The sequence below is a fragment of the Lacimicrobium sp. SS2-24 genome (genome assembly GCF_002201535.1).
GTDB lineage: Bacteria > Pseudomonadota > Gammaproteobacteria > Enterobacterales > Alteromonadaceae > Lacimicrobium.
Window position 1 is genome coordinate 469,808 of record NZ_NIWW01000003.1, and the last position, 21,700, is coordinate 491,507.

22 protein-coding genes and 1 tRNA gene are annotated in these 21,700 nt (G+C 50.5%); 14 read left to right on the forward strand and 9 right to left on the reverse strand.

Translation table 11 applies throughout. The features are described from left to right. Window positions 1-14: 14 nt before the first annotated feature. The 8 genes from aroQ (at window position 15) to purD (ending at window position 7,865) form a co-directional block, all read left to right on the forward strand. On the forward strand, window positions 15-455 hold the full coding sequence (gene aroQ / locus CCY32_RS08120; protein ID WP_210401705.1) for a type II 3-dehydroquinate dehydratase: 441 nt from the start codon (window positions 15-17) through the stop codon (window positions 453-455). Between the two features lie 29 nt (window positions 456-484). After that, the gene (gene accB / locus CCY32_RS08125) at window positions 485-940 is read left to right on the forward strand and encodes an acetyl-CoA carboxylase biotin carboxyl carrier protein (RefSeq protein ID WP_088330088.1); all 456 of its coding nucleotides are present in this window, start codon (window positions 485-487) and stop codon (window positions 938-940) included. Window positions 941-954: 14 nt separating this feature from the next. After that, entirely contained in the window at window positions 955-2,304 is a 1,350-nt protein-coding gene (accC, locus tag CCY32_RS08130; protein WP_088330158.1) for an acetyl-CoA carboxylase biotin carboxylase subunit, read from the forward strand. A gap of 90 nt (window positions 2,305-2,394) precedes the next feature. Continuing rightward, window positions 2,395-3,270, forward strand: a complete 876-nt coding sequence (gene prmA / locus CCY32_RS08135) for a 50S ribosomal protein L11 methyltransferase (protein ID WP_088330089.1) — start codon at window positions 2,395-2,397, stop codon at window positions 3,268-3,270. A gap of 201 nt (window positions 3,271-3,471) precedes the next feature. Next, window positions 3,472-4,476: a tRNA dihydrouridine synthase DusB gene (gene dusB / locus CCY32_RS08140; protein WP_088330090.1), complete on the forward strand. Its 1,005-nt coding sequence runs from the start codon at window positions 3,472-3,474 to the stop codon at window positions 4,474-4,476. Between the two features lie 20 nt (window positions 4,477-4,496). After that, window positions 4,497-4,790 carry a DNA-binding transcriptional regulator Fis gene (gene fis / locus CCY32_RS08145; RefSeq protein WP_062482953.1) on the forward strand — a complete coding sequence of 98 codons (294 nt, stop codon included), beginning with the start codon at window positions 4,497-4,499 and terminating at the stop codon, window positions 4,788-4,790. Between the two features lie 90 nt (window positions 4,791-4,880). Beyond that, window positions 4,881-6,482 (forward strand): bifunctional phosphoribosylaminoimidazolecarboxamide formyltransferase/IMP cyclohydrolase, encoded by a 1,602-nt coding sequence (gene purH / locus CCY32_RS08150; RefSeq protein WP_088330091.1) that lies wholly within the window; start codon window positions 4,881-4,883, stop codon window positions 6,480-6,482. Window positions 6,483-6,575: 93 nt separating this feature from the next. Then, the gene (gene purD, locus CCY32_RS08155) at window positions 6,576-7,865 is read left to right on the forward strand and encodes a phosphoribosylamine--glycine ligase (protein ID WP_088330092.1); all 1,290 of its coding nucleotides are present in this window, start codon (window positions 6,576-6,578) and stop codon (window positions 7,863-7,865) included. Between the two features lie 13 nt (window positions 7,866-7,878). Here the strand turns inward: purD and CCY32_RS08160 are convergent, their stop codons facing one another. The 4 genes from CCY32_RS08160 to CCY32_RS08175 are packed head-to-tail and all read right to left on the reverse strand — an operon-like array spanning window position 7,879 to window position 11,089. Next, window positions 7,879-9,108, reverse strand: a complete 1,230-nt coding sequence (locus CCY32_RS08160) for an ATP-binding protein (RefSeq protein ID WP_088330093.1) — start codon at window positions 9,106-9,108, stop codon at window positions 7,879-7,881. A gap of 45 nt (window positions 9,109-9,153) precedes the next feature. Next, window positions 9,154-9,849, reverse strand: a complete 696-nt coding sequence (locus tag CCY32_RS08165; protein WP_088330094.1) for a response regulator — start codon at window positions 9,847-9,849, stop codon at window positions 9,154-9,156. Continuing rightward, complete coding sequence (locus CCY32_RS08170; RefSeq protein ID WP_168171457.1) at window positions 9,849-10,223, reverse strand: DUF3019 domain-containing protein; 375 nt, start codon at window positions 10,221-10,223, stop codon at window positions 9,849-9,851. The genes CCY32_RS08165 and CCY32_RS08170 overlap by 1 nt, the downstream gene beginning before the upstream one ends. Window positions 10,224-10,234: 11 nt before the next feature. Next, on the reverse strand, window positions 10,235-11,089 hold the full coding sequence (locus CCY32_RS08175) for a MipA/OmpV family protein (protein WP_088330096.1): 855 nt from the start codon (window positions 11,087-11,089) through the stop codon (window positions 10,235-10,237). Window positions 11,090-11,268: 179 nt separating this feature from the next. On the opposite strand from CCY32_RS08175, the gene CCY32_RS08180 reads away from it, so the two are divergent. Next, window positions 11,269-11,793, forward strand: a complete 525-nt coding sequence (locus CCY32_RS08180) for a DUF3016 domain-containing protein (RefSeq protein ID WP_088330159.1) — start codon at window positions 11,269-11,271, stop codon at window positions 11,791-11,793. Between the two features lie 143 nt (window positions 11,794-11,936). On the opposite strand, the gene CCY32_RS08185 is transcribed toward CCY32_RS08180, so the two are convergent. Beyond that, the gene (locus CCY32_RS08185) at window positions 11,937-12,284 is read right to left on the reverse strand and encodes a hypothetical protein (RefSeq protein ID WP_088330097.1); all 348 of its coding nucleotides are present in this window, start codon (window positions 12,282-12,284) and stop codon (window positions 11,937-11,939) included. Window positions 12,285-12,513: 229 nt separating this feature from the next. Beyond that, entirely contained in the window at window positions 12,514-12,831 is a 318-nt protein-coding gene (locus tag CCY32_RS08190) for a hypothetical protein (RefSeq protein WP_088330098.1), read from the reverse strand. Between the two features lie 118 nt (window positions 12,832-12,949). Here CCY32_RS08190 and CCY32_RS08195 point away from each other — a divergent pair, with 118 nt between their 5' ends. After that, on the forward strand, window positions 12,950-13,141 hold the full coding sequence (locus tag CCY32_RS08195; protein ID WP_088330099.1) for a hypothetical protein: 192 nt from the start codon (window positions 12,950-12,952) through the stop codon (window positions 13,139-13,141). On the opposite strand, the gene epmB is transcribed toward CCY32_RS08195, so the two are convergent. Next, the gene (gene epmB / locus CCY32_RS08200) at window positions 13,112-14,188 is read right to left on the reverse strand and encodes an EF-P beta-lysylation protein EpmB (protein ID WP_088330100.1); all 1,077 of its coding nucleotides are present in this window, start codon (window positions 14,186-14,188) and stop codon (window positions 13,112-13,114) included. The two genes, CCY32_RS08195 and epmB, sit on opposite strands and share 30 nt — an antisense overlap. A 31-nt stretch (window positions 14,189-14,219) precedes the next feature. Between epmB and efp the strand changes: the two genes are divergently transcribed. From efp to rep, 3 genes are all read left to right on the forward strand, one after another. Beyond that, window positions 14,220-14,789, forward strand: a complete 570-nt coding sequence (efp, locus tag CCY32_RS08205) for an elongation factor P (protein ID WP_088330101.1) — start codon at window positions 14,220-14,222, stop codon at window positions 14,787-14,789. Between the two features lie 62 nt (window positions 14,790-14,851). Beyond that, window positions 14,852-15,838 carry an elongation factor P--(R)-beta-lysine ligase gene (gene epmA, locus CCY32_RS08210; RefSeq protein WP_088330102.1) on the forward strand — a complete coding sequence of 329 codons (987 nt, stop codon included), beginning with the start codon at window positions 14,852-14,854 and terminating at the stop codon, window positions 15,836-15,838. After that, entirely contained in the window at window positions 15,835-17,847 is a 2,013-nt protein-coding gene (gene rep / locus CCY32_RS08215) for a DNA helicase Rep (RefSeq protein ID WP_088330103.1), read from the forward strand. The genes epmA and rep overlap by 4 nt, the downstream gene beginning before the upstream one ends. Window position 17,848: 1 nt before the next feature. Here the strand turns inward: rep and CCY32_RS08220 are convergent, their stop codons facing one another. Both CCY32_RS08220 and CCY32_RS08225 read right to left on the reverse strand, forming a co-directional pair. Further along, the gene (locus tag CCY32_RS08220) at window positions 17,849-20,470 is read right to left on the reverse strand and encodes an EAL domain-containing protein (RefSeq protein ID WP_088330104.1); all 2,622 of its coding nucleotides are present in this window, start codon (window positions 20,468-20,470) and stop codon (window positions 17,849-17,851) included. Between the two features lie 140 nt (window positions 20,471-20,610). Beyond that, complete coding sequence (locus tag CCY32_RS08225) at window positions 20,611-21,012, reverse strand: c-type cytochrome (RefSeq protein WP_246840561.1); 402 nt, start codon at window positions 21,010-21,012, stop codon at window positions 20,611-20,613. Window positions 21,013-21,300: 288 nt separating this feature from the next. Here CCY32_RS08225 and CCY32_RS08230 point away from each other — a divergent pair. Then, window positions 21,301-21,377: transfer RNA gene (locus CCY32_RS08230), tRNA-Arg, on the forward strand. Window positions 21,378-21,700 lie beyond the last annotated feature (323 nt).

Consider the following 21,700-nt stretch of genomic DNA (forward strand, 5'->3'; position numbering starts at 1 on the left):
TTGGACGCATTTTCGTGAACTTTTTACTGTTGAATGGTCCGAACCTTAACTTGCTGGGTCAGCGAGAGCCGCATATTTACGGTAATCAGGGGTTGGAGGACATCGTTCAGACAATGGAAGAACAAGCCATAAAAGCCGGTGGCACGCTTACGCACACTCAATCGAATGCCGAGCATGTGCTTATTGATGCTATCCACGGGGCGATGGGAGTGATTGACGTGATTATTATCAATCCGGGCGCGTTTACGCATACCAGCGTTGCGCTCAGAGATGCCCTACTCGGTGTCAACATTCCCTTTATAGAAGTACACCTGTCCAATGTGCATGCCAGAGAATCGTTCCGCCAGCACTCTTACCTGAGTGACATCGCCAAGGGGGTGATATGTGGATTTGGTGCCCAGGGCTATGAATTTGCGTTACAGGCTGCCATCGAGCATGTCCGTAACGACAGTTAACAATGAAATAAAATAAGAGAGATAGAACCATGGATATTCGAAAAATAAAGAAGCTAATTGAACTGGTCGAAGAGTCCGGTGTGGCTGAATTGGAAATTACAGAGGGTGAAGAGTCAGTAAGAATTCACAGGGGAAGCTCTGCTCCGACGGTTCATTATGCGCAACCCTATCCACCTCAAGCGCCTGCTCAACCTGCGGCACCTGCTCCAGCACCGGCCGCAGAGGCACCCGCCGCAGCAGAAGAGCCCGCTGGTCACATTGTGCGCTCGCCCATGGTTGGTACCTTCTACCGTGCTTCTTCCCCGGGTTCAAAGAATTTTGTAGAGGTAGGTTCCAGCGTCAAGGTTGGCGATACCCTTTGTATTGTTGAAGCCATGAAGATGATGAATCAAATCGAAGCGGATAAAGCGGGTGTCATCAAACAGATTCTGGTTGAAAATCAGGAACCGGTTGAATTTGATCAGCCTCTGTTCGTAATCGAATAAGCAGGCGAATGGATATGTTGGATAAAGTACTGATAGCCAACCGTGGCGAAATTGCGCTGCGGGTATTACGCGCCTGCAAGGAGCTGGGAATTAAGACGGTAGCAGTACATTCTACTGTGGACCGCAACCTCAAGCATGTATTGCTGGCCGATGAATCCATTTGCATTGGGGCTCCCTCTGCCACCCAGAGTTACCTCAATATACCGGCCATTATTGCCGCTGCCGAAGTCAGTAATGCCATTGCCATACATCCGGGCTATGGCTTTTTATCTGAGAATGCCGATTTTGCAGAGCAGGTTGAAAAAAGTGGTTTTGTCTTTGTCGGACCCAAAGCCGACACCATCCGCTTAATGGGAGACAAAGTCTCAGCCATTAATGCGATGAAAAAGGCCGGTGTACCTTGTGTACCGGGTTCAGACGGCCCGGTGGATGATGACGAAGCGAAGAACAAAGCCATTGCTAAACGCATCGGTTATCCGATTATTGTCAAAGCCGCAGGTGGCGGCGGCGGTCGGGGCATGCGAGTGGTGCGCAGCGAAGCGGAGCTGCAGCAGGCTATCGCCATGACCAAAAACGAAGCCGGCGCGGCATTTGGTAATGATATGGTGTACATGGAAAAGTTCCTGGAGAACCCCCGCCATGTGGAAATTCAGGTACTGGCCGACGGACAGGGCAATGCCATTCACTTAGGTGAACGAGATTGTTCCATGCAACGCCGCCACCAGAAAGTTGTGGAAGAAGCGCCTGCACCGGGTATCACTGCCGAAATGCGCGAAAAAATCGGTGATCGTTGCCGCCGTGCCTGTATCGAAATTGGCTATCGTGGTGCCGGTACCTTTGAGTTCCTCTACGAAAACGGCGAGTTCTACTTCATCGAAATGAACACCCGTATTCAGGTGGAACATCCGGTTACGGAGATGATCACGGGCGTGGATTTGATCAAGGAACAATTGCGCATTGCGGCCGGACAACCCCTGGCCATTGAACAGTCGCAGATTCAGGTGCGCGGTCATGCGATTGAATGCCGTATCAACGCCGAAGATCCAGAGCGCTTCCTACCCTCTCCGGGTAAAATTGAAATGTTCCACTCACCCGGAGGTCTGGGCGTGCGCTGGGATTCACATATCTATGCCGGTTATACCGTGCCTGCCAATTATGATTCCATGATTGGTAAACTGATTACTTATGGTGAAAACCGTGATGTGGCCATTGCCAGAATGCGACACGCATTGGATGAACTGGTCGTTGAAGGCATCAAAACCAATGTGCCACTACAAAAGCGTATAATGGCGGATGAAAACTTCAGAAATGGTGGCACCAATATCCATTACCTGGAGAAGAAACTGGGACTTCAGAAAGGCTGATAACCCAGCATCTGTATAACTATCAGCCAGACGACATGTTCGTCTGGCTTTTTTATATCACCACTTCTTACCCTTTCCCCGGAGATCGTCATGGCCTGGATCCAACTACGTATCAATACCCAAGCTTCACGCGCTGAAGCACTCGGCGAGGCCCTTTCTGAACTGGGTGCGCAGGCAGTGACCTTTGTTGATGCCAAAGACACCCCCTGGTATGAGCCTAAACCCGGCGAAGTGCAGTTATGGCCGGATACTCAGGTTATCGGGCTTTTTGATGCCAGCGAAGAGATGTCACCCGTGCTCACCAGGATTAAGACGTTGGCGCCACCAGATACCTTAGTGACACTGGACCCACTGGAGGACAAAGACTGGGAGCGGGAATGGATGGACAATTTTCATCCGGTTCAGTTTGGCAAGCGGCTATGGATCTGTCCGAGCTGGCGTGATGTTCCCGACCCCGACGCAGTCAATGTGATGCTCGATCCCGGGCTGGCATTTGGTACCGGCACCCACCCTACCACAGCCCTTTGCCTTAAATGGCTTGACGGTCTGGAGTTGGCTGGCAAAACCGTCGTCGACTTTGGCTGTGGTTCGGGCATTCTGGGAATCGCGGCACTCAAGCTCGGCGCGGCGCGCGTCATTGGCATTGATATCGATCCCCAGGCAGTTCAGGCCAGCCAGGAGAATGCCAGGCGCAATGAGGTGGCCAACCGCATTGAGCTCTATCTGCCAGAGCAACAACCCACACTGCAAGCGGATGTCGTGGTTGCCAACATTCTCGCCGGCCCTTTGCGTGAGTTGCGAGAGGTCATCACCGACTACTGCCGTCCGGGCACGCTACTGGCACTTTCAGGCATACTGCAGGAACAGGCTCAGGCCATCCATGATTTGTATGCCCAGGATTTTGACATGGATGCCATCGCCGTTGACGGTGACTGGGCCAGAGTGTCGGGGGTAAAGCGCTCCTGAAGCCATAAAATGCTACAGCTCATTAACATCCAGGCCGCATAATCATTGAGCTGGCTCAGGATCATGGCCTTTTTAGGTGTCAAGAGCAAAATGGTAAAAAAACTGACATTTTGTTTAATTTATAGCCTTTTCAATGCCGTAAAAAAACCGTAAACTTAGCGCCCTTTTGAACGAGCTGAGTGATTTTTGCACAATCGCGTGATGAAGATTGGTCCTTATACTCTGGAAAATAATCTGATTCTGGCGCCCATGGCAGGAGTCACAGATCGGCCATTCCGGCAACTGTGTAAATCCATGGGAGCGGGCTTGGTGGTATCTGAAATGCTTTCTTCCAATCCTGCGGTCTGGAAATCTGAAAAATCCAGACAACGCATGGATCATGAAGGAGAAAGCGGTATCCGCTCAGTTCAGATAGCTGGCTCGGAGCCTGAATTGATGGCTCAGGCAGCAGTCCATAATGTAGAGAACGGTGCACAGGTCATCGATATCAATATGGGGTGTCCGGCCAAGAAAGTGAATAAGAAGCTGGCAGGATCCGCCTTGTTAAGGCAACCACAACTGGTTGAGGAAATTGTTAAAGCAGTGGTGGCAGCAGTCGATGTTCCCGTCACGCTGAAAATCCGCACCGGCTGGGATCCTGACCACAGAAATGGTGTTGATATTGCCCGTATCGCTGAAGCCAATGGCATTCAGTCGCTTGCGGTTCACGGTCGAACCCGCGCCTGTATGTACAAAGGTCATGCGGAATACGACACCATCAGAGCCATCAAGCAGGCGGTCAATATACCTGTGGTGGCCAATGGCGACATCCGCACGCCCCATAAAGCACGTCAGGTGCTGGAACAAACGGGTGCAGATGCCATCATGATTGGACGAGGTGCCCAGGGCAGACCCTGGATATTCCGTGAAATCAGCCATTTTCTGAAAACCGGCGAATTGCTACCCGCGCCACCTCTGGATGAGATCCGGCAGATTATGCTGGAACACATCCAAAATGTTCATCAGTTTTATGGTGAATTTATGGGAGCCAGAATTGCCCGCAAGCATGTGGGCTGGTATCTGGCGGAACACGACCAGGAACGTCGGTTTCGTCCCGCGTTCAATGCCATCGATGATGCCCATGAGCAGATTGATGCGTTGAACCTGTATTTTGATGCGTTAGCTGAATCGGTACTTCATACCGACACAGTTGCCAACTATCACTAACTAAAGAGCAAGACAGCATTATGTTTGATCAAAACGTGACTTCTCCTTTTACAACGACTGTAACCACACCTTCTCAGACTCAGGCTCAGAAGCCGCTCCGCGACTCGGTCAAGCAGGCCGTCAATAAGTACCTTAAGCAACTGGATAACACCAATATCGAGAACCTGTATGACCTGGTTCTTGCTGAAGTTGAAGCGCCGCTATTGGAAGAAATCATGACCTTCACCCGCGGTAACCAAACCCGCGCCGCGATTATGATGGGCATTAACCGCGGTACACTGCGCAAAAAACTGAAGCAGTACGGCATGAACTAAGACGGCTATCGCCACTTCGAAAAGAGCACGCAAAGCGTGCTCTTTTTACTTCAATCTCGTTATTCGTTAGCTTTCCAAGAGGACATCTTGATGGAGAACCCAAAACCCGTTCGTCGTGCCTTACTCAGTGTCTCTGACAAAACCGGTATCGTCGAGTTTGCCACGGCGTTGGCCGCCATGGACGTTGAACTGTTATCTACCGGCGGCACAGCCCGTTTGCTGTCTGAAAATGGTATCAAGGTTACTGAAGTATCAGATTATACCGGTCATCCGGAGATCATGGACGGCCGGGTTAAAACCTTACATCCAAAGGTCCATGGGGGCATATTGGGGCGTCGCGGTCAGGACGATGAAGTGATGCAGGCACAGCAGATTCAACCCATCGATATGGTGGTCGTTAACCTGTATCCCTTTGCCAAGACCGTTGCCAACCAGGACTGCAGTCTCGAAGATGCCATCGAAAACATTGATATCGGCGGGCCCACTATGGTCAGAGCCGCTGCAAAAAACCATAATGATGTGGCCATTATTGTTAACAGCCAGGATTATGCCCGGGTACTGCAAGAAATGCAGGACAACAGCGGCAGCCTGACACAACCAACCCGCTTTGACCTTGCTATCGCCGCCTTTGAGCACACGGCGCAGTATGATGGCATGATTGCTAATTATTTCGGCACCATGGTGCAAAACACAGAACACAGTACTGAGCAGGTCGAGGGTGAGGAAAGCGATTTCCCTCGCACGCTGAATATGCAGTTTATCAAGCAGCAGGATTTGCGTTACGGCGAAAACAGTCATCAGTCTGCGGCTTTCTACACTGAAGCGGAGCCTGCTGAGGCGTCAGTTGCCACCGCAAGACAACTTCAGGGCAAAGCACTGTCATTCAATAACATTGCCGATACCGATGCCGCTCTGGAATGTGTCAAAGAATTCTCTGAGCCAGCCTGTGTCATCGTGAAACATGCTAATCCATGTGGCGTAGCTCTGGGCGAAAATCTGCTGCAAGCTTACGATCGGGCATTCAAAACCGATCCAACGTCTGCCTTTGGTGGCATCATTGCCTTTAACCGGGAGCTGGACGAACAAACCGCCCGTGCCATCATTGAACGCCAGTTTGTCGAGGTGATTATTGCCCCGCAAATCAGTGAAGCAGCGGCCCGCGTCTGCGAAGAAAAGAAAAATGTACGGGTACTGGAATGTGGTGACTGGCAGGGGCAGCTCACCGAAGAATTCGATTTGAAGCGAGTCAATGGTGGCTTGTTGGTTCAGGACAGAGATATTGGCATGGTGGAACTGGAGGATCTCAAAGTGGTCTCCAAACGCCAGCCCACTGAAGAACAGCTCAAAGACCTGTTATTTGCCTGGAAAGTGGCCAAATACGTTAAGTCTAACGCCATCGTTTATTGTCAGGACAGCATGACCATAGGCGTAGGTGCCGGCCAGATGAGCCGGGTATATTCCGCCAAGATCGCCGGTATCAAAGCGGCCGATGAAAATCTCGAGGTGTCCGGTTCGGTCATGGCATCTGACGCCTTCTTCCCGTTCCGCGATGGCATTGATGCGGCTGCAGCTGCGGGTATTACTGCGGTGATCCAGCCCGGCGGATCAATGCGGGATGACGAAGTGATCGCGGCGGCCGACGAACATGACATGGCTATGGTATTTACGGGTATGCGACACTTCCGTCACTGATCCCCAACCCCGAGTAAGGCGGACGGTGTTGCCGTCCGCAGCCAAGCTTAAATCATGATATCCCGATACGGATATCAACCTAGAGGACGAACTATGAATATTCTGGTGATTGGTGGTGGTGGCCGTGAGCACGCGCTGGCCTGGAAAGCCGCACAGTCAGAACGGGTCAGCAAAGTGTTTGTCGCCCCCGGCAATGCAGGCACAGCCACTGAGAGCAAGCTTAAAAATGTCGACATCAGCGCTGAAAATATCGCTGAATTGTTAGACTTCGCGCAGAAAAACAAGGTTGAGTTAACGATCGTCGGCCCTGAAGCCCCGCTGGTAATGGGTATTGTTGATAGCTTTACCGAAGCCGGTTTACCTTGTTTTGGGCCCACCAAGGGTGCCGCGCAATTGGAAGGATCGAAAGCCTTCACCAAAGACTTTCTCGCCCGTCACCAGATTCCCACAGCAGCGTATCAGACCTTTACGGAGATTCAGCCTGCCATTGACTATGTGCGCGAACAGGGCGCCCCCATCGTGGTGAAAGCGGATGGACTGGCTGCCGGCAAGGGGGTGATCGTTGCCATGACGGAGGCGGATGCTGAAGCCGCTATTCGCGACATGCTCGCCGACAATGCCTTTGGCGAGGCCGGAAGCCGGGTAGTGATTGAAGAATTTCTACAGGGCGAAGAAGCCAGCTTTATCGTTATGGTAGACGGTGAACATGTGTTGCCGTTTGCCACCAGTCAGGATCACAAACGTGTGGGCGACGGGGATACTGGTCCCAACACCGGTGGTATGGGTGCCTATTCTCCGGCTCCGGTTGTAACACCAGAGGTTCATCAACGCATACTGGACGAAGTCATCTACCCCACTGTTCGTGGCATGGCGGCTGAAGGCCATCCTTATACTGGTTTTCTGTATGCCGGACTCATGATCAACGACCAGGGTGAACCGAAAGTGATTGAATACAACTGTCGCTTTGGTGATCCGGAAACCCAGCCCATTATGTTGCGTTTACAATCAGATTTAGTGCAGTTATGCGAGTTGGCCCTTGAGGGGAAACTGGATCAGGCAAAAATCAGCTTCGACCCCCGTGCCGCTGTGGGTGTGGTATTGGCTGCCGGTGGCTATCCGGCAAGCTATAGCAAAGGTGATGAAATTCACGGTCTGGGTGAGGGTGAGTCAGAGACCGCCAAAGTCTTTCACGCCGGAACCAAAGTGCAGGACGATAAGATCGTGACCAATGGTGGGCGGGTACTCTGTGCCACCGCCATGGGCCACAGTGTCAGCGAGGCACAGCAGCAGGCTTACAAACTGGCGGCTCATATTCACTGGAACAACATGTTCTGCCGCAAAGATATCGCGTGGCGAGCCATCGAAAGAGAAGCCGGTAAATAACTCGAAGACTGGTCTAGTCCTGCTGTCGGGCAGGATAACACAGAACAAAACGTGCGCCCCCTGAGGGCGCATTTTCTACCCGACAACTTCCTTCATGCCACTGCTGAATACGACTGACAATGGCCAGCCCCAATCCTGCACCGCCACGGGTTCTGGCCCGACTGCTGTCGGGGCGAAAGAAGGGTTCGAAGATGCGCTGACGATCTTGTTCGGCCACACCCGGGCCATCATCATCAATGCATATACACAGCCAGTCATCATCCTGTTTTACACTGACCACCACCCGCCTCGTAGCGTAACGCAGCGCATTTTGTATAACATTTTGCAGCGCTCGCTGGACGAAATAGCCATCCCCCAGCAGTTCCAGATCGCCGACTTTAATCTCAATATCCAGGTGTGCATTGGCAGGCGACCTTAGTCGCCTCACCACCGAATCGATCAGCTCTTGCAAGGGTAAGGCAGAGTAATCCATCTCCGGAGCCGTGTGCTCCATACTCGCATAATCGAGCATTTCCTGTATCAGACTTTCCAGCTCAGACACATCACGATTCATATCCTGCCACGGAGAAGAGCCGGGTTGAGGCTCCGCTGCCAGAGCAAATTTCAGTCTGGATAACGGCGTTCTGAGCTCATGAGCCACAGCACCGGTTAATTCCCGCTGCCGCTGTATTAGTGACTTAATTTCAGTACCCAGCTGGTTAAAAGAGCCCATAATCCCCGCCAGCGCTGAAGCCGGATTAACCGAGAGGGCAGGCAGAGAACCGTCCTGTTTCAGGGAACTGGACGCTTTTTTAAGCTTGAGCAAATCCCGCCACAATGGCCAAATCCATAAGGACAGCAGTACCGCCAGCAATCCAAAGAAAACACTGCTGTACAACCAAAAGTCCGTGGTGCGGTTAACGGGGCTGTACACCTGCATTAATTGATTAGGAGCATGAAGCTTATATAACTGCTGACCTAATTCAGGATCATAGAGGATAACCGTTTCGCCCTGAGACAAACGCGTACGGACGTCTTCAGGCCAGGCAATACTGTCGGCCTCAAGCCAGTTGATTTTCAGACCGGCCTGCAGCATTGGCTGTTGAGCATTTTCATGGGTGGAAACGGAGAGCAGCGCAGCACTGGCATTGACCCAGGGATCGGTCTGATTATCCGTTGCAAAAAAAACCTGATCTAACAAGGCTGCCAGCCCAATTAGCGAGAGTACGATAAACAGGTAGAGACTGATAAACAGGCGTGCCATCAGCCCCCCTTGACGAGCCCGTACTGGAATGACCGGCTCAGAACACTACTCCCAGGCATCGGCGACAAAGAAAAACCCTTTGCCCCAGATGGTTTTAATGCGTTGGGGATTCTTCTGATTATCATTCAGTTTTTTACGCAATCGCGAAATACGAACGTCTGCAGAGCGATCTAAGCCATCGTATTCCCGGCCGATTAATTCTGTGTAAATCTTTTCCCGTTCCACCAATTCAGAAGCGTTCTCGGCCAGCATCCACAACAGATCAAATTCATGACTGGTGAGTTGTATTGCCTCCTGCCCCAACATCACCTTGCGCGAAGCGCGATCTATCTGCAACTTACCGAATTGAAGCTGGTCATGGTTTTTGGCCGCAGGGTCCTTTTGCACACGCCTCAGCAACGCATTGATTCTGGCAAGTAACACCCTTGGTTCAACAGGCTTGATAACATAATCATCGGCCCCCAACTCCAAGCCCAGGACCTGGTCAAAATTGGTATCCCGCGCCGTCAGAAACAGCACAGGACCATCATATTCACGCCGTACAGTGCGACACAACGAAAATCCATCTTCTCCGGGCAACATGACGTCCAACAGCAAAATGTCCGGACGTTCCTCACGAATATGGCTAAGCAGATTGGAACCGTCTGCAAACTGTCTGACCGTTAAGTCGTGGTTGCGCAGAAAGTCAGCGGTAAGCTGACTGAGACGCATATCATCCTCAACTAAAAACACTGTCGCCATCAAAACACACTCCATGGGGTTCTGACTCGCTGACGAATGCGACTCAGAGATTTAATTTCGAGAGTTTCTTCAAGCAGGGTACGATCATCGCTGTCTCGCATACTGATGACAGAGGCTTCCCTGAATTCCAGATTCACACGCAGATGCGTTGACGGCACAGACCAGCACTCCAGCATCGTGTCTTTGAGAAAAAGACAGCTGTGCTGTGGAATATCGCCCCAAAGACGGATGTTCAACTGTAATTCGCAGGCATCACCTATCTGTTCAACCACACAGATACTCGGCTGCACCCGCCAGCCAGCAGGTTCTGCCTTAAGTACAGACGGCCAGCCCAGTATCAGCCAGAATGTCAGCCACAATCCTTTTTGCTTCACGTAATTTCTCTTCAGAATCGGTAGGCTGCGCCCACGAAAAACGTATTAATATGATCATCCTGAACCAGTGGACTGTCAGTCATGCCTCCATGCAACCCCGTCCAGTTGGCCTTAACCAGCAATAACCATTTATCCGACAAAGGCCGGGTTATGGTCATATCCAACCCGGGTTGCCAGCCGCCTCGGCCATTGAAATAAAAGCGGCTCATTACCCCGTCTCTGGCATCCAGACCATAATAATAATCTGTCAATGCCGCGCTTTTCCAGGTTAAAGAGGGTGTGACAACGACACGCCAATCCTGTGCCTGCCAGATTCGACTGTAGCTCAGGGCAAACTGATGGCCCTGATGCACATTGGTTACATCGGTGACGCCACTCACCCGCCATTCGCCATGGGCCTGCCTGATGTGCAACCTTACCCCGCCATTCAGTGCCCATCGCCGGGTGGCCACATCATCTTTAGACACCCTGAGTTGCTCAGTAGTCGCCGGCCCAATAAAACTGCTATTGATTGAAAAGCTCGAAAAAAGCAGATTTGAGGGATGAAAGTACTTAAAGTACGCCGCTTCCTTATTCAGATTAACAAAGGTTTCCAGCGCATACTTCCCTGAATCATACCACTGGTACCCCAGCTCATCATTGTCCAGATAAAACGCCTCACCATACCAGGCAATGTCCGGTAACAGCACTAACGGAATATTGTCACCATCCTGCAACGGGTTGGTGCGCAACCCCAGTCCCAGCGCCACACCCAGCTGCCAGTCCTGCTTGTCGACACACTGTCCCAATTCGGGTTCACAGCCCCAAACAGGTCGCCATATCAGTGTCAGTAACAACAAACCAATGCTGAGGTTAAGGGTTTTCATAATGCCTCCAGAATAACCCTCTGAGAGTACCAGAGGGGAGGAAATCAGACACCTGGAAATTACAAATCGTCACAAATCACTGGTCACCGAACATCACGCTTATTCAGGGTAAATTCAGTTGAAACCGTTACACTCTTACTATGGTTATTGGTAATAAAATCAGCACGCTGGAGAATGCAATGAAATCAGTATTAGCAATGATTGTGATCACCACAATGAGTATGAGTGCCACGGCCTATGCCAAGGCAGAAGTTGAGATTAACTGGCATGAGCCAGAAAACTTTATAGATATCAGAGCCGCCAATGAGTCCCGTAGCAAGTTCAGGGAGCGTACGATTAAGCAGCTACAGGACTATATCATAGAACTGGCCGAGTCACTGCCAGATGGATATAAACTGGACATGACTGTTAAGGATCTGGATTTAGCCGGACAGGTCTGGCCGGGCAGCTTTGTGGGTCTGAACTCGGCATCGGATGTGCGATTGATTAAGCGCATCGACATACCCCGGATGGCCTTTGCTTATCAGTTGACTGACGCTGATGGGAAGACGCTGTTGTCAGAGGACGAGGTTAAACTCAAAGACATGACGTTTCAGGACAGACATAACCCGTTTTTTGACAGTGAGCCACTGCGCTATGAAAAAAACATGCTTAGAGACTGGTTCAGCGACACCTTTTCTGAATATCGGCTAAATAGCAAATAGCCATCTCGGTGCTCCCTCGCCAATGCCGGTCAGTGATACTGACTGGCATTTTTTGTGCCCGCATACACGCAAAACTGGCGCCCTCTTACTAACAACTACATCAGATAACGTGAAATGACAGGTCCACTCTTCACGCAAATGATCTACAGCATTTTTTCAATGGAGCGGTATAGTTCTGCGGCTTTTTCGCTATTAAGGTTATTTGCCTGAGCGGATTCACCCAAACTGCTGGAGACCCTGACAAAATCATTGTTTAGCTCAGCCGAGGTCTCATCATTGTCTTCGCTGGGCCGGGCGGCAAGACTCTGTTGGCGCTCCTGCTGGCGTTGTTCAGTTTGCTGTAAAATCTTAGCCTGAGGAGAGAGTTCAACCTGAGGCTTGTTGGCCTCACCGATACCAAACGCATTGGGCTTGTCTGTCGGCGGCGAACCAACAGGTTCAGACTTGCCGAAGTCAATATTCAGCTTCGCATTGATTGCATTGATTTCCATGACCAAACTCCCACTCACCTACCCTGCTAAGTATGGCCTGGATTGTACAAAATTCCACCATACATGGCTCTGGGCATTGCATTGTCTGAATACAAGAAGAACAGGGGGATACCACCAGCTTGGGAAAACACCGGGGGTCAGACTCCCGTTAGGGTGCTGCGAAGACCACACCCACAGGATGACTGAATAGAGGAATGGTGTGCAATGCAGGCTGCGCAGTGGCCGACAACTATTTGTCTTTCAGACTTTGCTGAAAATTCGTCAGAGTCAGCAGCATGAGTTCCATTTTTTTTACCAGAGGAATCAGACGTTGTTCAAATTCTGCTTTATTGTCGGTGGACTCAAGTTCAATCATTTGCTGCCCCAACTCTTCTACATAAGGGGAAAAGCGTTTGCTACGCACGGTAAATCCTGCGTCTTCAGCAAAAACATGCTGAAACTTCCCTTTACCAGACTGTTGTAGGCTGGCCAGAGCCTTGTCGGCATCCAGTGCACGCCGATAAATCAGCTGCATGTTTTCTTTCAATTTGTCGATGACTGACTGCATATGTAAAAAAACCTGAATTTTTTGCTAAAGAACACTCACGCGGGGTCGATAACAGTTCGAAGGCGGGCAATTCTGCCTGTTTTTCATTTTACTCACAAGCTGTTAGAGGAATAAAGGTATGGAACTACAAGGTGCAAGCACCTCTGGAATGTCCGACGCGTCTGTAGAATTGCGTTCTGCAAAACTTGCTAAGAATCAGCAAGAAGAAGAAGGCAAACAGGCGCTTCAGCTGCTGGATTCAGCCGCTGGCGTACCCAAACCTTCTTCGGCGGATCCTGCGTTAGGCTCGACTATCGATACTTTCGCCTGATAAGTCACCTGACTTTCCAGAGTCAGGATGAAGATGTAAGTCCAAAGGTGTTTTGCCGGGCTGATTGCCAATTTCTCTGACGAGCTTTGGCACCAGGTAACCCGGTAAACGCCTTATTATACCCGCCATTATCTCTCTGGCTTGCTGCTCCTGCATGTCGAAATGCGCTGCCCCCTGAACTTTATCCAGCAAGTGAAGGTAATACGGCAACACCCCCACCCGAAATAGCGCTTCACTGAGATTCACCTGTGCCGTCACAGAGTCGTTGACTCCTTTTAATAAGACCGCCTGGTTTAAAAGTGTGACACCGGCCTGACGCAACGCCGAGAGTTTATCTGCCAACGCTTGGTCAATTTCATTAGCGTGATTGATGTGCAGTACCAGAACCGGTTTAAGTCGACCACCACAAAACCAGTCAATCAATGCCGGAGTTAACCTTGAAGGAATAACAACCGGCAAACGGCTGTGAATACGCAGCCGCTGTACATGCGCTATACCTTCAACCTGCCCGGTCAACCAGGCCAGAAAGTCATCTTTGGCCATCAAAGGGTCACCACCGGAATAGATCACTTCGTCAATGCGTTTATCTGCAGCAATATAGTCCAGCGCATGCTGCCAGTCTCCTCTGGACAGGGCATTGTCGGCATAAGGAAAGTGGCGACGGAAACAATATCTGCAATTTACCGCACAACCACCCCGTACAATCATCAGCACCCGACTCTGGTATTTGTGCAACAATCCAGGAACCGCAGAGTGCTGCTCATCCAGTGGATCGGTACTGTATCCGGGTACGTCCTGAAACTCTCTGGGGTCAGTGATCACTTGTCTGAGCAAGGGGTCCTCAGGATTACCCTTTTGCATGCGACGCATGAAGGGCCTTGGCACCATCACCGGAAAAAGCTTTCTGGCAGCAAAACCGCTCTCGTATTCAGCGGGGTCCAGTTGCAGGTCTTGCAGGAGTTTTTTGGGATCCCGGTAGGCTTGCGCCAATTCTTTTTGCCAGGAAACCTCTACAGGTTCGATAATATTAGGTATCATCTGCGCCAATACTGTGCGTTCGAATAGTAATGAGGAAAAAATGGCATCTTACAGCACAAATGAGTTTAAAGCTGGGTTAAAAATCATGCTTGATGGTGAACCCTGTAATGTCCTGGAAAATGAATACGTAAAGCCAGGTAAAGGGCAGGCGTTTAACCGGGTTAAAATTCGCAAATTGATTTCCGGCAAAGTTCTGGAAAAAACCTTCAAATCCGGCGATACGGTAGAGGGTGCCGACGTCGTCGATATCGATCTTGCCTATCTGTATAACGATGGTGAGTTCTGGCACTTCATGAATAATGAAACCTTCGAACAGATAGCCGCCGATAGTAAGGCCGTGGGTGACAATGCAAAATGGCTGGTGGAGAATGATGTCTGCACCCTGACACTGTTCAATGGCGCGCCCATTAGTGTAACGGCCCCCAATTTTGTGGAACTTGAAATCACAGAAACCGATCCGGGCCTTAAGGGCGATACCGCCGGCACAGGCGGTAAGCCTGCCACACTGGCCACGGGTGCCGTGGTGCGAGTACCCTTGTTTGTGCAAACCGGCGAAGTGATCAAAGTGGATACCCGCAGCGGCGAGTACGTATCCCGGGCCCAGAAATAAGATCGTTAGGTTAATATTCAGCCCACCCAGGGTGGGCTGAACCATCAGGATATTTCTCTTCCATGGCCGACTCTGTCAGTCAATCCAGCTGGCGCCCCAGCGCCGACATCGCAGTTCTGAAGCAACGCGCCGCGCTGTTGGCTAAAATACGTCAGTTCTTCGCCCACCGTGATGTGTTAGAAGTTGAAACCCCCTGCTTGTCCCATGGCACGGTAACCGATCAGCATTTACACAGTTTCACTACAGTCTTGAGTCATCCTGGTTCAGCGGATGCGACACCTTTGTATCTGCAGACCTCTCCTGAGTATGCAATGAAACGTCTGTTGGCGGCCGGAAGTGGCCCTATCTATCAGATCTGCAAAGCATTTCGTGATGAAGAGTCCGGCCGTTTTCATAACCCTGAATTCACTATGCTCGAATGGTACCGACCAGGCTTTGATCATCACCAGCTCATGCAGGAGCTGGATGAACTGATGCAACAGCTATGTGGTTGTGGTCCTGCCGAAAAGCTGACGTATCAGCAGGCTTTCTCACATCAATTGAAGGTTGATCCACTCACTGCGGATATCGAGCAATTACGCCAGCTTGCAATAGAGCGGGGACATGCAACACTGGTGAGGCACGAACAAGACAAGGACACACTACTTCAGCTGCTGTTCTGTGAGGTGGTAGAGCCCGCCATTGGTCAGACTACCCCTTGCTTTATTTATGACTTTCCGGCATCGCAGGCCGCCCTTGCACGCCTTAGCGACAAGGACCCGCGCGTTGCCGAACGTTTTGAGCTGTATTATAAGGGCATTGAGTTGGCCAATGGCTTTCACGAACTTCAGGATGCCAAAGAGCAACAACGTCGCTTCGAGCAGGATAATCATAAACGGTGCCTCAACAACAGACCGCAAAAGCCTGTTGATCGGCACCTGCTTGCTGCCCTGCAATATGGTTTACCGGATTGTGCCGGCGTCGCCGTGGGTGTTGACCGGCTAGTGATGCTGGCCCTGAATCACTCCCGTATCGACGATGTGATCAGCTTCCATATAGGGCACGCATGAAACTCAATCCTGCACAAAATGACGCGGTGAGTTTTATTTCCGGTCCCTGTCTGGTTCTGGCTGGAGCCGGCAGTGGCAAAACACGGGTGATCACTAACAAAATCGCCTATCTGGTGCGCGACTGTGATGTTCCTGCACGCTACATTCTTGCCGTCACCTTTACCAATAAAGCCGCGCGCGAAATGAAAGAGCGTGTGGCACAAACACTGGGTAAGCAAGAGTCCCGTGGACTCAAGATTTCCACCTTCCATACCTTGGGTCTGAATATTATCAAGTCTGAAGTCAAAGAGCTGGGCCTGAAACCGGGCTTCTCATTGTTTGATGACAAAGACAGCATGGCGCTGCTTAAAGACCTTACCATGGAGCAGCTTGATGGTGATAAAGAACAACTATTCCTTTTACAAAATTGTATTTCTTCCTGGAAGAACGATCTGATTCCCCCCGAGCAACTACAAAAGCGGGCGCTCTCCGCCGGGGAGCAGGAATTCGCCCAGTTTTACCTTCGCTATCAGCAGAATCTGCGCGCCTACAATGCGCTCGATTTCGATGACCTGATTATGCTCCCCACGTTGTTGTTGCAACATAAAGAGCATGTCCGTCAGAAATGGCAAAAGCGGGTGCGTTACATGCTGGTAGATGAATACCAGGATACCAATACCAGTCAATACGAATTGGTTCGCCTGTTGGTCGGAGAAAGGGCAAGATTTACCGTGGTCGGTGATGATGATCAGTCCATCTATTCCTGGCGTGGCGCCAAGCCTCAGAATCTGATTCTGTTGCAAAAAGACTTTCCCTCTCTGCGGGTGATAAAACTGGAGCAGAATTATCGTTCTTCAGGACGCATACTGCATTGCGCCAATATCCTGATTCAGAATAATCCACACGTGTTTGAGAAAAAGCTCTACTCAGAGCTGGGCTACGGTGATCCCCTTAAAGTATTAATGGCGAAAAACGAAGACCATGAAGCCGAACGCGTAGTGGCCGAGTTGATGGCGCACAAATTTATGAATGGCACCCAGTATAAAGACTATGCAGTCTTATATAGGGGGAATCATCAGAGCCGACTCTTTGAAAAAGTCATGATGAGCAACCGGATTCCTTACAAAATCAGTGGCGGCATGTCCTTTTTTGCCCGAGCCGAGATCAAAGATATCATGGCGTATCTGCGCCTGCTGGTGAATCAGGATGATGACAACGCCTTACTGCGAATCATCAATACGCCAACGCGGGGTATTGGAAGGGCCACACTGGAAAAGCTGGGTAATTTTGCCAATGAACTACATGTTTCCCTGTTTGAAGCCGCGTGCCATCCACAGTTGGGTAGTGTCATTCAGGGTAAGGGTTTAACCGCCATTGAGAACTTCAGTCGATGGATTGTGACCTTGTCAGACAATGTCATGCGCGGCGATACACAAGCCGGTATCAGAGAAATGATCAAGAGCATGCAATACGAAGAATGGTTGTATGCCACCAGCACCAGTCCTAAAGCCGCTGAAATGGGTATGAGCAATATCAGCACTTTGTTTGGCTGGATTTCAAACATGCTGGAAGGGGACGAACTGGAAGCGCCCATGACGTTGCCAGAAGTGGTCAACCGTCTCATTTTACGGGATATGATGGAGCGAGGAGAAGACAATGAGGACAGCGATCAGGTTCAGTTAATGACACTGCACGCGTCAAAAGGTCTCGAATTCCCTTATGTGTTTATGGTGGGCATGGAAGAAGGCTTATTGCCTCACCAAAGCAGTATTGACGAAGACAATATTGAGGAAGAGCGGCGTCTGGCTTACGTGGGTATCACACGGGCGCAGCGCGAACTGTTCTTTACCCTTGCCAAGGAGCGCCGGCAATACGGTGAAATCTCCCAGCCCGAACCCAGCCGATTCCTATATGAGTTACCTCAGGATGACATGGTTTGGGAGAGTAAAAAACCGAAAGTCAGTAAGGAAGAGCGACAACAGAAGGGCCAGACAGGTATTGCCAACCTGCGTGACTTGTTAAAGAAATAGCCTAGCTGGCGATGACCACCCCGATGTCCTTGGGCTGCAAATCTTCGAGACGCTGCGCCTTCACCACGATATTCCCCTGACCCAGTTCACAACCAATCTGACGCAGAGATTCCAGTTGCTCGGCCCTGTCTATCCCTTCCGCAATCAACTGAAAGCCGAGATGCTCGGCAATACTCAATACGGACTGGATCATTTTCAGATTCTTCTGCGACTTGGGCAAAGACTTCACGAATCGATGGTCTATCTTGACGTAGTCGAATGGGTAGGAATAGAGATAACTCAGGGATGCCAGGCCACTGCCAAAGTTATCCAGTACCAGCGTGACACCCGCTTTTTTGAGCTTTTTCAATGCCGGCAGTACATGGTGAGAGCGTTGATTGAGAGCATTTTCATCAAACTCCAGCACCAGCTGTGTGGGCGAGATGCCATACTCAACGAGCTGTTCCAATAGCTGCCCGACTAACTTCGTCTGCAAAATGTGATTAATACTCAGGTTCATGGCGATACGCAGAGGATGGCTGGCCTTTGACTGCAATTTACTCAGGCTCTCGCACGCCTTTTCCAGCATGAAGTTATCCATCTCTATGGTTAACCCGGTATGTTCAGCTACATTCCAGAACTGCTCCCGTTTCACCTTGCCCAATGTGGGGTGTAGCCAACGAATATAACACTCTAGGTACACCCATTCGTTGCTGCTCAGGTTAACAGTGGGTTGGCAAAAACATTCAAACAATCCTTCTTTGAGCATGCGCCGGAACTCGCTCTCCAGCTCCACTTCTTCAAGCAAACGTTCGCGCATACTCGAGTCGAAGGTCATGTAGCGGCCCCGACCAAAGGCTTTAGCCTGATACATGGCGGCATCAGCATCTCGAATCACTTCATCGGCATTGGAATACCAGCTTTGAATGAATGCGATGCCAATACTCGCGCCAGAATACATTTCCTTGTCATCCAGCATAAAGGGGCGGCCCAGCAGGTCAATGATACGGGTAGCCACTTCTTCGGCATCGTCTTCGTCATCCAGGCAATCGAGTAAAATAACAAACTCATCGCCACCGAGGCGGGCCAGCAGATCATGTCCGCGTATACACTGTCCAATACGCTTTGACACCTCAATCAGAAACATATCACCAGCATGATGGCCTATGGTGTCGTTAATCAGCTTAAACCTGTCGAGATCGATGAACAGCACCGCAAAATTATGGTCCGGGTGGCGCTTTTTATTCGCCACGGCCAGTTCCAGGCGGTTGGTGAACAGCACCCTGTTGGGTAAATCAGTCAGCGCGTCATGGTGGGCATCATGAATCAGCTTCAGCTCAATCTCTTTACGTTCTTCTATCTGCTTTTTCAGATGTTGATTTGTTTTGTACAGCTCTTCTGTGCGCTCTTTGACCTTGTCGGCCAGTTGCTGATTCATTTCCTGTGTGGCTTCGGCGGCTCTTTTTCGCTCCATGGCCACGGCAATATGGTGTGAAACAAACTTCAACAGCTCCAGGTCTTTGAGGGAGTAGCCTTTGTCTTTCTCATAGGTTTGTACCGCAATCACGCCAGAAATGTCACCGTCCACCACCAACGGCGATCCCAACCAGCAGTTATTGCGCTCCACCATGCGCTCGCTGACTTCATCCTCCAACTCACCGCTTTGTGTGAGTGCCTCGGCGCGCTCCAGATCGATCAAAGCCGCTTGCCCTGTTCTCAGCACATACTCGGTTAACCCTTTGCCTAATGGCCTTGAGTCAATCTGCTGATCTTTTTCGTCACTGTAGTAAGGGAAGTCGAGCCGTTTGTGCTTTTCATCGAGTAACGCCACATAGCAGTTAGGCGCACTTAATAGTCTGGAGAGAATATCGTGCAGGCTGACGTAGAAGTCGAGCATATCGCCTTCAACATTGGCAGACAGCTCTGAAATTTCAAATAATGCCTGCTGCAGCGACTCTATCTTTTGCCGCTCCTGAATTTCTTCCTGTAACTCTTCATTGATAGTGCGCAGCTGTCGCGTGCGTTCACGAATGGTTTTTTCGGTAATTTCGCGGCTTTTGACCCTGTCGAGAGCATTGACAATGTGCTGTGAGACAAAGACCAGCAACTCCAGATCCTGGTCGCTATATCGCACGGACTCGTCGTAACTTTGCACCACCATTGCACCTATCACCTGAGATCCGCGCTTGAGCGGGACCCCGATCCAGTCGATCGGATCTGAACCCAATTCTTCCACTTTCATGTGGCGTAACTGGTCATGATAGTTTTCTTTGGTCAGAAACAGTGGCTCGCCGGTGCGCAGGATGTGCCCGGTGATACCTTTTTTCAGTACTGAGGAGGGCAACTGGCGCACATTCAGCTCATCGAACTCGTCGACAAAGTAGACGAAATCCACCAACTCGGTGTTCTGTTCGTACAGAGCGACGAAAAAATTTCGGGCATTCATCATGCCACTGATAATGTCGTGAATGGCGGGGTACAGGCGCGACAACTCGCTCACGGAATTAGCGAGTTCTGAGATATCAAACAGTGCCTTTTGTAAGGCTTCTGCCTGCTTGTACTTTTCTGTCAGTTGCTGAAGTTGCGGTACCAGTGCCCGTAACTCTTCCGTGCTAAGGGCTTCAGCATTTTTGTCGATGCTCATAATGCCTTTTACGTAAGCGAGTCCATTGTTTTAAGTCTTTATAATAATATCGCTAACCGGACAAAAATAGCGCAATTGATAACAAAAGGCCACCAAAAAGGTGGCCTTATTTTTACAGAATTTACTTAACTTTTAATGCATTAGAGCCCGTCTATCATGTGCTCAATAGCGGCTTTGATATCATCTTCTGAGCAATTTGCACAAGTTCCCATCGGCGGCATTGCACCGATGCCGTTGATAGCGTTACTCAGCATCGTATCGAAACCCTGCTCCATACGTGGCGCCCAGTCATCAGCCACCTGAGATTTTGGTGCGCCCATTGCACCTGTGCCATGACAGGCAAAGCAGGAGGCCTGGTAGATTTCCTGACCTGAACGAGGACCCGCATCGGCGGAAGCCGTTTCAGCTTCTGCTCCAGCAACCCGCACCTGGCCAATTGGCTTAATGCGCTCCTTGATGGCATCCTCTGACGCATCATAAGCCTGACCGGCAAAAGCCACTACCAGCCCGATACCCAACATCATCAACGTTTTAATCTTCACAACCTACTCCCACTGCCACTGGTCTGTACAAATATGGATTCTGGGCCAAGATTATAACGGTTAATCAGTGCCCTACAACCTTTAATACTTGTCGACAAATAGATCAGCCCATTTTGATGCGAACGCCCGTAATGGGGATCCTGATCAGAATCCGACAAAAATACGCAAACAAATCCCCTGCAGAGGCATCTCATGATTGATTTCGCTGGTGGTTTGCGGCATAGTACGCGGCGCTCAGGCCAGCGCAGTTTTAACAGCGCAATCAATACTCATGGCCTGACACTGTATCCGCCCGTAGCTCAGCTGGATAGAGCGCTGCCCTCCGGAGGCAGAGGTCAGAGGTTCGAATCCTCTCGGGCGGGCCATATTAAAAAGAAACCGACCTTTGCGTCGGTTTTTTGCTTTTTGGACTGCGCCGTTGGAGCGAATCTTCAGTTCGACAACATCGTCAGGAACGATGTTGTCCCACTTCAGCCAACCCGCATCGCGGGAGAGCCTCAAAAATGATGCGAATAGTCCTCTCAGGCGGACCAATTATTCCCTGCACTTCATTGGTAGTCCTCACTAACACCGGTTAATCCCCTGACCCCAGTATGACCAAAATGTTCTTCCCCGGTAATGTCGCCTCCCTGACAGCCAATATTCTAAACAAGCCATGTCGGTCTATATAGTCACCGTTGATAATCCA

What these genes read in the sequence shown, in the direction of transcription:
- CCY32_RS08160 (WP_088330093.1), bottom strand. Translation starts at nt 9,108, where the DNA reads ATGGCACGCCTGTTTATCAGTCTCTACCTGTTTATCGTACTCTCGCTA.
- accB (WP_088330088.1), top strand. Translation starts at nt 485, where the DNA reads ATGGATATTCGAAAAATAAAGAAGCTAATTGAACTGGTCGAAGAGTCC.
- prmA (WP_088330089.1), top strand. Translation starts at nt 2,395, where the DNA reads ATGGCCTGGATCCAACTACGTATCAATACCCAAGCTTCACGCGCTGAA.
- accC (WP_088330158.1), top strand. Translation starts at nt 955, where the DNA reads ATGTTGGATAAAGTACTGATAGCCAACCGTGGCGAAATTGCGCTGCGG.
- CCY32_RS08220 (WP_088330104.1), bottom strand. Translation starts at nt 20,470, where the DNA reads ATGAGCATCGACAAAAATGCTGAAGCCCTTAGCACGGAAGAGTTACGG.
- CCY32_RS08180 (WP_088330159.1), top strand. Translation starts at nt 11,269, where the DNA reads ATGAAATCAGTATTAGCAATGATTGTGATCACCACAATGAGTATGAGT.
- epmA (WP_088330102.1), top strand. Translation starts at nt 14,852, where the DNA reads ATGGCCGACTCTGTCAGTCAATCCAGCTGGCGCCCCAGCGCCGACATC.
- dusB (WP_088330090.1), top strand. Translation starts at nt 3,472, where the DNA reads ATGAAGATTGGTCCTTATACTCTGGAAAATAATCTGATTCTGGCGCCC.
- purD (WP_088330092.1), top strand. Translation starts at nt 6,576, where the DNA reads ATGAATATTCTGGTGATTGGTGGTGGTGGCCGTGAGCACGCGCTGGCC.
- purH (WP_088330091.1), top strand. Translation starts at nt 4,881, where the DNA reads ATGGAGAACCCAAAACCCGTTCGTCGTGCCTTACTCAGTGTCTCTGAC.
- CCY32_RS08190 (WP_088330098.1), bottom strand. Translation starts at nt 12,831, where the DNA reads ATGCAGTCAGTCATCGACAAATTGAAAGAAAACATGCAGCTGATTTAT.
- fis (WP_062482953.1), top strand. Translation starts at nt 4,497, where the DNA reads ATGTTTGATCAAAACGTGACTTCTCCTTTTACAACGACTGTAACCACA.
- CCY32_RS08165 (WP_088330094.1), bottom strand. Translation starts at nt 9,849, where the DNA reads ATGGCGACAGTGTTTTTAGTTGAGGATGATATGCGTCTCAGTCAGCTT.
- CCY32_RS08195 (WP_088330099.1), top strand. Translation starts at nt 12,950, where the DNA reads ATGGAACTACAAGGTGCAAGCACCTCTGGAATGTCCGACGCGTCTGTA.
- CCY32_RS08175 (WP_088330096.1), bottom strand. Translation starts at nt 11,089, where the DNA reads ATGAAAACCCTTAACCTCAGCATTGGTTTGTTGTTACTGACACTGATA.
- rep (WP_088330103.1), top strand. Translation starts at nt 15,835, where the DNA reads ATGAAACTCAATCCTGCACAAAATGACGCGGTGAGTTTTATTTCCGGT.
- efp (WP_088330101.1), top strand. Translation starts at nt 14,220, where the DNA reads ATGGCATCTTACAGCACAAATGAGTTTAAAGCTGGGTTAAAAATCATG.
- CCY32_RS08185 (WP_088330097.1), bottom strand. Translation starts at nt 12,284, where the DNA reads ATGGAAATCAATGCAATCAATGCGAAGCTGAATATTGACTTCGGCAAG.